This is a genomic window from Micromonospora maritima (genome assembly GCF_902825405.1).
GTDB lineage: Bacteria > Actinomycetota > Actinomycetes > Mycobacteriales > Micromonosporaceae > Micromonospora > Micromonospora maritima.
The window spans coordinates 1-10,739 of the sequence record NZ_CADEAU010000160.1 but is presented as its reverse complement, the minus strand read 5'-3'; the positions used below and the strand labels follow the sequence as shown (position 1 = coordinate 10,739).

10 protein-coding genes and 1 pseudogene are annotated in these 10,739 nt (G+C 74.1%); 8 read left to right on the top strand and 3 right to left on the bottom strand.

Translation table 11 applies throughout. The annotated features are described in order from the left end of the window. The 4 genes and pseudogenes from HUW36_RS16175 to HUW36_RS16160 form a co-directional block, all read left to right on the top strand. Positions 1–615 (top strand): annotated as a pseudogene (locus HUW36_RS16175) (F420-dependent oxidoreductase); the annotation flags it as partial. A 4-nt stretch (positions 616–619) separates the two neighbouring features. Further along, the gene (locus HUW36_RS16170; protein WP_174528933.1) at positions 620–1,630 is read left to right on the top strand and encodes an aldo/keto reductase; all 1,011 of its coding nucleotides are present in this window, start codon (positions 620–622) and stop codon (positions 1,628–1,630) included. Beyond that, positions 1,627–2,163, top strand: coding sequence for a DinB family protein (locus HUW36_RS16165; protein ID WP_246248188.1), 537 nt, complete (start codon positions 1,627–1,629; stop codon positions 2,161–2,163). The genes HUW36_RS16170 and HUW36_RS16165 overlap by 4 nt, the downstream gene beginning before the upstream one ends. Positions 2,164–2,247: 84 nt before the next feature. Beyond that, on the top strand, positions 2,248–3,147 hold the full coding sequence (locus tag HUW36_RS16160) for a TIGR01777 family oxidoreductase (protein ID WP_174528932.1): 900 nt from the start codon (positions 2,248–2,250) through the stop codon (positions 3,145–3,147). Between the two features lie 28 nt (positions 3,148–3,175). Here the strand turns inward: HUW36_RS16160 and HUW36_RS16155 are convergent, their stop codons facing one another. After that, a complete protein-coding gene (locus HUW36_RS16155) occupies positions 3,176–4,414 on the bottom strand; it encodes an extracellular catalytic domain type 1 short-chain-length polyhydroxyalkanoate depolymerase (RefSeq protein WP_174528931.1) in 1,239 nt (412 codons plus the stop codon). Positions 4,415–4,560: 146 nt separating this feature from the next. Between HUW36_RS16155 and HUW36_RS16150 the strand changes: the two genes are divergently transcribed. Genes HUW36_RS16150 through HUW36_RS16140 form a run of 3 tightly spaced genes read left to right on the top strand, consistent with a single transcriptional unit; the run spans position 4,561 to position 7,469 of the window. Next, positions 4,561–6,378, top strand: a complete 1,818-nt coding sequence (locus tag HUW36_RS16150; protein WP_174528930.1) for a DUF6311 domain-containing protein — start codon at positions 4,561–4,563, stop codon at positions 6,376–6,378. A 52-nt stretch (positions 6,379–6,430) separates the two neighbouring features. After that, positions 6,431–7,072 (top strand): lipoyl(octanoyl) transferase LipB, encoded by a 642-nt coding sequence (gene lipB / locus HUW36_RS16145; RefSeq protein ID WP_098746746.1) that lies wholly within the window; start codon positions 6,431–6,433, stop codon positions 7,070–7,072. A gap of 4 nt (positions 7,073–7,076) precedes the next feature. Further along, positions 7,077–7,469 (top strand): VOC family protein, encoded by a 393-nt coding sequence (locus HUW36_RS16140; RefSeq protein ID WP_174528929.1) that lies wholly within the window; start codon positions 7,077–7,079, stop codon positions 7,467–7,469. A gap of 184 nt (positions 7,470–7,653) precedes the next feature. Here HUW36_RS16140 and aspS read toward each other — a convergent pair whose 3' ends face one another. After that, positions 7,654–8,940 carry an aspartate--tRNA(Asn) ligase gene (gene aspS / locus HUW36_RS16135; protein ID WP_174528928.1) on the bottom strand — a complete coding sequence of 429 codons (1,287 nt, stop codon included), beginning with the start codon at positions 8,938–8,940 and terminating at the stop codon, positions 7,654–7,656. 355 nt (positions 8,941–9,295) lie between these two features. On the opposite strand from aspS, the gene lipA reads away from it, so the two are divergent. After that, positions 9,296–10,342 carry a lipoyl synthase gene (gene lipA, locus HUW36_RS16130; protein WP_174528927.1) on the top strand — a complete coding sequence of 349 codons (1,047 nt, stop codon included), beginning with the start codon at positions 9,296–9,298 and terminating at the stop codon, positions 10,340–10,342. A 38-nt stretch (positions 10,343–10,380) separates the two neighbouring features. Here lipA and HUW36_RS16125 read toward each other — a convergent pair. Then, a partial coding sequence (locus HUW36_RS16125; protein ID WP_174528926.1) for a helix-turn-helix domain-containing protein occupies positions 10,381–10,739 on the bottom strand: 359 nt, incomplete at its 5' end.

The following is a 10,739-nucleotide window of genomic DNA, read 5'->3' as shown; positions in this document are numbered from 1 at the left end:
GGCCGGGTCCGCCGCTGCGTCGCGGTGGCAGAGGCGGTGCGGGCGCTGCTGGCCGGCGACGAGGTCACCGTGGACACGCCGGACCTGACCGCGTACGCCGCCCGCCTGGACGCGCCCCGGCCGGTCCAGGACCGGATCCCGCTCACCATGGGCACGGCCAACTCGACGTTGCTGCGCTGGGCCGGCGCGCACGCCGACGTGGTCGGCCTGACCGGCTTCGGACGCACCCTCGCCGACGGCCACCAGCACGAGGCCCGCTGGCGGGCCGACCAGATCGAGGCGCAACTCGCCCACGTGGCGGCCGGCGCGGCCGGCCGGGACGCGCCGCCGGTCCTGGAGGCGCTGGTCCAGCGGTTCGCCGTGACCGACGACGCCGAGGCGGTCGCCGCCGAGACGGCCGCCGAGACCGGCCTCACCCCGGCGGAGGTGCTGGCCACCCCGTTCGTGCTGGCCGGCACCGCCGACGAGATCGCCACGGCCGTCGCCGCGCACGAGCGCCGCTGGGGCGTCACCCGTTTCGTGGTACGCGCCGACGCCGTCGCCGCGCTCGCGCCGCTGCTGCCCCGGCTGGCCGGAAACGGGTCGACTTCGAGCGCACTCGAGATAGGACACTGAGGCCATGACGACGACACGACGACTCGGGCGCAGCGGCATCGAGGTCAACGCCATCGGCATGGGCTGCTGGGCGATCGGCGGCCCGCTCTGGGCCGGCGCGCAACCGCTGGGCTGGGGCGAGGTGGACGACGACGAGTCGGTCCGCACCGTCCACCGCGCCCTGGACCTGGGCGCGACCCTCTTCGACACCTCCTGCAACTACGGGGCCGGGCACAGCGAACGGGTGCTCGGGCGCGCACTCGCCGGTCGCCGGGACCGGGCGGTGATCGCCACCAAGTTCGGGTACCTGACCGACGAGGCGACCCGGCAGGCCACCGGCGAGGACGCCGGCCCCGCGAACGCGCGGCGGAGCCTCGAGGGATCGCTGCGCCGCCTCGGCACCGACCACGTGGACCTCTACCAGCTCCACCTGAACGGCCTGCCGGTGCCACGCGCGCTGGACCTGGTCGACACCCTGGAGGCGCTCGTCGACGAGGGGAAGATCCGGGCGTACGGCTGGAGCACCGACGACCCGGAGTCGGCGCGGGCGTTCGCGGCGGCCGGGCCGCGCTGCGCGGCGATCCAGCACGACCAGTCGGTGCTGCGGGACAACGCCGCGATGCTCGCGGTCTGCGAGGAGTTCGACCTGGCCAGCCTCAACCGGGGCCCGCTGGCGATGGGCCTGCTCACCGCGAAGTACCAGGGCACCCCGGCCGCCCGGGGTGGCGACGACGTGCGCGGGTCGGCTCCCGAGTGGCTGGACTGGTTCAGCGAGGGGGTGCCGCGCGCCGAGTGGGCCGAGCGGGTGGCCCGGGTCCGCGAGGCGCTCACCGCCGACGGCCGCACGCTGGCCCAGGGCGCGCTGGGCTGGCTGCTCGCCCGCAGCCCGCGTACGCTGCCCATCCCCGGCTGCCGGACCGTGGGCCAGGCCGAGGAGAACGTCGGCACGCTGGCCCACGGACCGCTGCCCGAGGCCGCGTACGCCGAGGTGGAGCGCCTCCTGGCCGACCTGCGCACGACCACGGCGACCGCGTGAGCGCCGTGGTGCCCGGAGACGCCGGGTCCGACAGCCGGTTCGCGCTGCCACCCGACGCGGACGAGCGCACGCTGCTCGACACCTTCCTCGACTTCCAGCGCGACGCCCTGGTCCGCAAGTGCGCCGACCTGTCCGACGAGCAGCTGCGGTCACGTCCGGTGCCGTCCTCCGGGCTCTCGCTGCTCGGCCTGGTCCGGCATCTCGCGACCGTCGAACGCTGGTACTTCCAGGGCGTGACCGCGGACGCGCCCTGGCCCGGGGACCTGTTCGACCTGACCGACGACTTCGACGCGCCGTTCCACGACGTCGCGGACGCCACCGGCCCGGGCACCTTCGCGCTGTGGCGGGACCAGGTGGCGGCCTCCCGGCGGATCGCCGCCGCCCGCCCGCTCGACGCGGTCGGGCGTACGCCGGGGACCGGGGCCGAACGGTCGCTGCGCTGGGTGCTCACCCACATGATCGACGAGTACGCCCGGCACCTGGGCCAGGCCGACATCCTGCGCGAGGCCGTCGACGGCCGCACGGGCGAGTGAGACGACTCCGCAACACGGGGGCGTGACGAGTGAGTGATTTCGCTCAACGCATCCGAATCGCGCTCCGTACTCGAAGATATGAGCATGCGGATCCTCATGGCCGGCGTGTCCGGCTTCCTCGGCACCCGACTGGTCGACCGGCTCACCGGGGACGGCCACCAGGTCACCCGCCTGGTCCGCCGCGCGCCGCGCACCCCCGACGAACGGCAGTGGAACCCGTCCGCCGCGCAGCTCGACCCGCAGCTGGTCGCCGACGCCGACGCGGTGGTGAACCTGGCCGGCGCCGGGGTGGGCGACAAGCGCTGGAACGACGACTACAAGAAGCTGATCCGGACCAGCCGGGTGGACAGCACCACCACGCTGGCCATCACGATCGCCGGGCTGCCCGCGTCGGACCGGCCGGCGGCGCTGCTGAACTCCTCCGCCGTCGGCTGGTACGGCAACACCGGTGACCGCACCGTCGAGGAGGACGCGCCGGCCGGCGAGGGGTTCCTGGCCGACGTCTGCCGGGTCTGGGAGGCCGCGACCCGTCCGGCCGAGGACGCCGGCGTACGGGTGGTGCGGCTGCGTACCGGGCTGCCGCTGCACCGCGACGGGGGCCTGCTCAAGCCGCAGTTGCTGCCGTTCCGGCTGGGTGTCGGCGGCAAGCTGGGCAGCGGCCGGCAGTGGCTGCCGTGGATCTCGATGCGTGACTGGCTGGACGCGGCGGCGTTCCTGCTGGCCCGCGACGACGTGGCCGGCCCGGTCAACGTGGTGGGCCCGGCGCCGGTCACCAATGCCGAGTTCACCCGGGAGCTGGCCCGTCAGCTGCACCGGCCGGCGATCATGCCGATCCCGGCGCTGGCGCTGAAGGTCGCGCTGGGCGGCTTCGCGCACGAGGCACTCACCAGCACCCGGGTGCTGCCGGGGGTGCTCGGCAGGGCCGGTTTCGGCTGGACCCATCCGGACCTGCCGGGCGCGCTGCACGCCGCCCTCACCGAGTGACCGGGCGAGGGCGGCGCCGTGCGGGCGGTCAACAGCCGATGACCCAGTAACCGGGGCCGGTCTGCTTCAGCGCCGTGGTGTAGAAGGTGTTGTAGAGGCCCATCCGCTGGCCGCTGCCCAGCGCGTAGGCGTACCCGCCGGACTGGTAGGCCCGGCCGGCCACGACGTGCGCGTAGTTGCTGGCGGTGACGCAGACCGGCGCGGTGGTCGGCGACGGCGACGAGGTGGGCGTGGGCGAGGCGGTCGGGGTGGGCGAGGCGGTCGCCGTCGGGGTCGGGCTCGGCGTGGTGCCGCCGCCCAGGCCGAAGAAGAGCGCGTCCCGGTACGTCGAGCAGATGGTGTCCAGGAAGTACGCCCCGGCGGTGCCGCACTGGTCGGCGGCCGAGCCCGGGTCGACCGGGGTGCCGTGGCCCATCCCGGAGACCCGGTAGACGCGGACCTGGTCGTTGCCGTAGACCTCCAGGCTGGTGCCGCCCGGCAGGGACGAGGTGCCGGTCGGGGTCTGCGAGACGCCGAGCACGTTGGTCCACTGGTCCCGCGACTCGGTCGCGTTCGCCACGTTGACCGTGTAGTCGCTGGTGCCGTGCCAGACGGCCACCCGGGGGCGCGGGCCGGAATAGCCGGCGTACGCGTTGCGGACCAGGTCGCCCCACTGCGCGGGGGTCTTGTCCACGCCCGGGTTCATGCAGCTGAACGCGCTTGTCGTGCTGGTGGCGCAGCGGTACGGGATGCCGGCGATCACCGAGCCGGCGGCGAACACGTCGGGGTAGGTGGCGAGCATGACGGCGCTCATCGCGCCGCCCGCGGACAGCCCGCTGACGTAGACCCGGCCGGCGTTGGTGCCGTAGTTCGTCTTCGCGTAGTCGACCATCTGCTTGATCGACAGTGCCTCGCCCTGGCCCCGGGCGGTGTCACCGGTCTCGAACCAGTTGAAGCAGGAGTTGGCGTTGTTGCCGGACGGCTGCTGCGGCACGATCAGCGCGAACTTCCACTGGTCGGCGTACTTCTGCCAGCCGGAGTTGGTGAAGTACGTCGAGGCGTTCTGGGTGCAGCCGTGCAGCAGCACCACGGCCGGCGCGTTGGCCGGCAGGCCGTCCGGCCGGTAGGCGTACATGGCCAGGTTGCCGGGGTTGGAGCCGAACCCGGTGACCTGCGTGAGCGAGGCGGCCTGCGCGGGCAGGGCGGAGACCAGGACGGCGGCCGCGGCCAGCACGACCCCGGCCGCCGCCCCGGCGAGGCGGGTGATGAGGGATGAGGAGCGGGACACGGGGACCTCCCGATCGTGGAATGTGAACTGAGTCACTCTCCGAGTTGCCGCGACGTTACGTCCGTGTTTCATCGACAGGAATGGTTGCCGGTCACACATTCACCGTCCGGGCGGTGTGCCCAGGTCCGATTGGTAACGTCCGCTGCGTGCCGTTCTCCCCGTCTCCGGTCACCGGCCCGTCGCCGGCCACCGCCACTCGTGACCGGCGCGCCGACCTGCTGGTGACGCTGGTCGCGGTGGTCCTGGCCCTCTGGGTGACCAGCGGCATGTGGCGGGATCCGAACAGCCGCACGATCACCGTCAACTCCAGCGACCAGGCGCTGTTCGAGTGGCTGCTGGCGTTCGGCGGGCATGCGCTGACCCACGGCGAGAACCCGCTCTTCACCTACCTGATCAACGTCCCCGACGGGGTCAACCTCGCGGTCAACACCTCGATCACCGTGTACGCGGCGGTCTTCGCGCCGTTGACGTACCTGATCGGGCCGCCCGCGACGTTCCTGGTGATCCTCACGCTCAACCTGGCCGCCACGGCGGTGGCCTGGTACTGGCTGCTCAGCCGGCACCTCGTCGGCAGCCGGCTGGCCGCCGGGGTCGGCGCGGTGTTCATCGCCTACTGCCCGGCCATGGTGTCGCACGCCAACGCGCACCTGAACTGGACCGCGGGCTGGCTGGTGCCGCTGCTGGTCTGGGGCGTGTTCCGGCTGCGCCGGCCGGGGCGCGCGGTCACCGGTGGGATCCTGCTCGGTCTGCTGGTGGCGGTCGCGTTCTCGATCGCCGCCGAAGGGCTGTTCTTCACCGCGCTGGCGCTCGGCGTGTTCCTGCTGGTCTGGGCGCTGGCCCCGGCACGCCGGGCGGAAGCGCGCGCCGCGCTGCCGCGGATGGCGGCCGGGCTCGGCGTGACCGCGCTGGTGGCCGGGGCGCTGCTGGCGTACCCGCTCTGGCTGCACTTCGCCGGGCCGCAACGGTTCCACGGCACCGGCTTCGACCCGCTGGTCCACTCCGAGGACATCGCCGCGTACCTGTCGTTCCCACGCCGCTCCCTGGCCGGCTGGGCCGGGTGGGGCACCTCGCTCGCGCCCAACCCGACCGAGGAGAACTCCTTCTTCGGCGTCCCGCTGCTGCTGCTCGCGGTCGCCTGCTTCGCCCTGCTCTGGCGGCGCGCCGACCGGGCGTTCCGGGCCACCCTGGTCGCGCTCGGCGTGACCGCGGTGGTCTTCGCCGTGCTCTCCTGGGGGCCGACGGCCAAGTGGAACGGTCGGCGGACCGACCAGTTGCTGCCGTTCGGGGTGCTGGACAACCTGCCGGTGGTCAACGCGGCGCTGCCATCCCGACTGGCGCTCGTCGTCGCGCCGGTGATCGGCCTGCTGCTGGCGTACGCGGTCGACAGCCTGCGCGCCCGGCCGCCCCGGCACCGGCTCGGCGGCGCGGCCTGGACGGTCGGGTTCGTCGTCGCGCTGCTGCCGCTGCTGCCCACCCCGCTGCTCACCAGCGTGCGCGAACCGGTCCCGGCGTTCATCACCACCGGCGCCTGGACGCGCTACGTCCCGCCCGACGGGGTGCTCACCCCGCTGCCGCTGACCGTCGACGTCTACCCCGACGGCCAGCGCTGGCAGGCGTACGCCCTGGCCCACCGGCAGGGCGAGTTCCGTATCCCGGCGGGCTTCTTCCTCGGCCCGGGCGGGCCGGACGGCCGGGGCCGGATCGGTCCGGTGCCGCGCACCTTCGACACGCTGATGGACCAGGCGGGCCGGACCGGCCTGGTGCCGATCATCACCGAGGGCAGCATCCGGCAGTCCCAGGCCGACCTGCGCCACTGGGGCGTGCGGGTGGTGGTGCTGGCCGACCGCGTGCACGGCGCCAAGTACGACGTCGACGAGGAGGCGTTGCGCCGCACCGCCACCGCCCTGCTGGGCCCGCCCGAGCGGGTCGAGGACGTCTGGGTGTGGCGGGTGCCCGCGGCGTGACGCGACGAGCGTCACGAGTCCGGGTCCCGGCCGGCGGGACTAGGCTGGACGGGTGAGCGTGACGACTTCCGGGCTGACCGCCGTCCGCGCCGGCCTGCTCGACTACCAGGCCGCCTGGGACGAGCAGCGCCGGCTGCACGAGGCCGTGGTGGCCGGCGAGCAGGGCGACACCGTGCTGCTGCTGGAGCACCCCAGCGTCTACACCGCCGGCAAGCGCACCGAGCCGTGGGACCGGCCGGTGGACGGCACCCCGGTGGTCGACGTGGACCGCGGCGGCAAGATCACCTGGCACGGTCCGGGGCAGCTCGTCGGCTACCCGATCGTCCGGCTGCCCGACCCGGTCGACGTGGTCGCGTACGTCCGGCGCACCGAGCAGTTGCTGATCGACGTCTGCGCCGAGTTCGGGCTGACCGCCGGCCGGGTCGAGGGGCGCAGCGGCGTGTGGGTGCCGGAGGACGACCGGGGCCCGGCCCGCAAGGTGGCCGCCATCGGCATCCGGGTGGCCCGCGGCGTCACGCTGCACGGTTTCTCCGTCAACTGCGACTGCGACCTGGGCTTCTTCGACCGGATCGTGCCGTGCGGCATCCGCGACGCCGGGGTCACCTCGCTCACCGCCGAGCTGGGCCGGCCGGTCACCGTGGCCGACGTGCTTCCGGTGGTCGAGCGGCACCTGCCCACCCTGACCCGGGTCTGACCCGGTGCGGCTCGACCTGGTGACCCTCGTCGTCACCGAGTACGACCCGGCCGTCGCCTTCTTCACCGAGGTGCTCGGCTTCGAACTGGCCGAGGACACGCCGTCGCTGACCAACGACGGCCGGCCCAAGCGGTGGGTGGTGGTCCGCCCGCCGGGCGGCGGCACCGGGCTGCTGCTGGCCCGCGCCGACGGCGAGCACCAGGCGGCGGCGGTCGGCGACCAGACGCACGGCCGGGTCGGTTTCTTCCTCCGGGTCGACGACTTCGACGCCACGTACCGCCGGATGGTCGCGGCCGGCGTCGAGTTCGTCCGCCCGCCCCGCAGCGAGCCCTACGGCCGGGTCGCGGTCTTCCGCGACATCGCCGGCAACGCCTGGGACCTGCTCGGCCCGGCCTGACCGCCCGGGACGCCGCGCCGGTCCGCACTCGCGGCCGCGCCGGGGCGTGTCGCCGTCGGCACGACAATGCTGCGCACGCCACGCCGGTGCGCGCAGTGACGTTTGCGCTCCCCCGTGCCCTGCCGCTTCCCGCGCGGCCCGCGCCGGCGGACGGTCCGGACCAGGACCGCCCGTCGGCGCGGGGTCAGGGTGTGAGGCGGTGCAGGTCGCGCGGGAAGGCGGTCACCTCCCGGACGTTCGCCGCGCCGGTGAGCCGGGCGACGAACCGTTCCAGCCCGATCGCGAACCCGCCGTGCGGTGGCATCCCGTGCCGGAACGCGTCCACGTACCCGGCGTAGGGCTCCACCGCCTCCCCCCGCGCCGCCAGGGCGGCCAGGTAGTCGGCGTGCCGGTGCAGCCGCTGCCCGCCGGTGACCAGCTCCATCCCGCGGAACAACAGGTCGAACCCGTTCGAGTACGCCGGCCGGGCCGGGTCCGGGTGGGTGTAGAAGGGTCGCTTCGCCATCGGGTAGCCGGTGACGAACAGGAAGTCGCTGCCGTGTTCGGCGCGGGCCCACTCCCCCAGCGCCCGCTCATGGGCGGGCGCCAGGTCGGGCTCGTCGGTCGGCGCGCCGGCGATCTTCAGCGCGTCGGTGAAGTGCACCGCCGGGATCTCGTCGGGCACCGGTGGCGCCGTCACGCCGAGCGTGTCCAGCGCGGCGGCGGCCCGGTCCGCCACGGCCGCGACCATCCCGGCCAGCGTGTCCCGCAGCACGGCCATCACGTCCCGGTGGTCGGCCACGAACCCCAGCTCGACGTCGAGCGAGGTGTACTGCGCCAGGTGGCGCACCGTGTCGTGCGGCTCGGCGCGGAACACCGGCCCCACCTCGTACACCCGCTCGAAGACGCCCACCATGAGCTGCTTGTAGAACTGCGGCGACTGGGCCAGGTAGGCCGGGCGGCCGAACCAGTCGAGCGCGAACACGTTCGCCCCGCTCTCGGTGGACGAGGCGACCACCTTCGGCGTGTGCACCTCGACGAACCGGCGCGCGTCGAGCGTGGCCCGGAAGCCGGACACGGCCGCGGCCGAGATCCGCAGCGCGGCGGACCTCCTCGGGTGCCGCAGCGCGGTCGGCGCGTGGTCGAGCTGGGTCGGCAGGCTGGCGGTGAGCGCCGGCCGGTACAGGTCGAACGGGGGCGGGACGGCGGGCGGCCCGAGCGGACGTACCGTCGGGTCGACGACCTCGACCCCGGCGGGCGCGGTGGGGTTCGCGACCACCGTGCCGACCACCTCGACGACCGTCTCCTCGGTGAGCGCCTCGACCTGCGCACGCACGGCGGGCGCGGCGACCACCACCTGGGCGAGCCCGGCGGCGTCGCGGAGGATCAGGAAGGCCACCGACTTGAGCAGCCGACGGCGGTGGACCCAGCCGGCGAGCCGCACGGTGGTGCCGACATGGGTGGGGAGTTGGGAGGACAGGATGCGTTGCACGGCGGTTACCTCCTCGGTCAATCGCAACGCGATCCCCAGGGAGGTGTGGGCGAGCGGGAACCTCGCGGTGCCACCACACCTTCGCCCCCGCCGGAGCGGGAGCCTCGTTCGTCGCCTTTTCACCGGGGCCGGCCGGGCGGGCTCTACTGGGCGCGGACGCCGTTCCTCCCGCAGCTCGGGAGGGTCTTCGCGGGCCGGCGCCAGACCGCCTCGCAGCAACCGGCGGCTCTCTGGGCTGGCGGTTCGGCCCGTTACTCGGCTCCGTCACAGCTCTGCCCGGGACGTTAGCACCGCCACCGCCGGAATGTGACGGGGTTTTTTGGCCGCTCGTGTCCGGTGTCACAACGTTTCCGGGGTGACGGCCGTCGCCCGACGTTCATCGACCGCCGCCGACCGGCGTAGGCTCGATTTCGTGACGATCGAGCAAACCGCGCCGACGACTGAGCAGCCAGCGCGCACCGCGACCGCCGCCCCGGAGGGGCGGCGCCTGCTGCGGATCGAAGCGCGCAACGCCGAGACGCCGATCGAGCGCAAACCCCCGTGGATCAAGGTGAAGGCCAAGATGGGGCCGGAGTACACCCAGCTGCGCGGGCTCGTCTCGCGCGAAGGGCTGCACACGGTCTGCCAGGAGGCCGGCTGCCCCAACATCTACGAGTGCTGGGAGGACCGGGAGGCGACGTTCCTCATCGGCGGCGACCAGTGCACCCGGCGCTGTGACTTCTGCCAGATCGACACCGGAAAGCCGGCCGAGTTCGACGCCGACGAGCCGCGCCGGGTCGCCGAGTCCGTCGCCGCGATGGGCCTGCGCTACGCGACCATCACCGGCGTGGCCCGCGACGACCTGCCCGACGGCGGCGCCTGGCTCTACGCCGAGACGGTCCGGCAGATCCACGCCCTCCAGTCCGGCTGCGGCGTCGAGCTGCTGATCCCCGACTTCAACGCGGTGCCCGAGCAGCTCGCCGAGGTCTTCGGTTCGCGCCCGGAGGTGCTCGCGCACAACGTCGAGACGGTGCCGCGCATCTTCAAGCGGATCCGCCCGGCGTTCCGCTACGAGCGCTCGCTGGACGTGATCCGCCAGGCCCGGGCCGACGGCCTGGTCACCAAGAGCAACCTGATCCTCGGCATGGGCGAGGAGCGCGCCGAGGTGTCCCAGGCGCTGCGCGACCTGCACGAGGCGGGCTGCGAGCTGATCACCATCACGCAGTACCTGCGCCCCTCCCCCCGGCACCACCCGGTCACCCGGTGGGTCAAGCCGGAGGAGTTCGTCGAGCTGCGCGAGGAGGCCGAGGAGATCGGCTTCGCCGGCGTGATGAGCGGGCCGCTGGTCCGCTCGTCGTACCGGGCCGGACGGCTCTACCAGCAGGCGCTCGCCGCCCGCCAGGAGGTCGTGGCCACCCGCTGACGGATCGGCCACCCGCACCGGAGATCGGCGCGGGTGGCCTACCGGGCCCGGCGCTGCGCGGGCGCGGGCGGCGGGTCGAGCAGGCCGAGTCGGTGGGCCAGCGCGGCGGCCTCCACCCGGTTGGTCACGTCCAGCTTGGCGATGATCCGGGACACGTGCACGCTCGCCGTCTTGGGCGAGATGAAGAGCCGCTCGGCGATCCGGCTGTTGCTGTGCCCCTCGGCGACCAGCCGCAGCACCTCCCGCTCCCGGCTGGTCAGCAGCTCCGGCCCCGGCCGCCCGGTGCCGCGCAGCCCGACCCGGCGGGCCAACGTGGCCACCTGCTCCCCCAGCGGGGCGGCGCCCAGTCGGGTGGCCACCTCGGCCGCCTCCCGGACGGCGGCGGCCACCTCGTCCC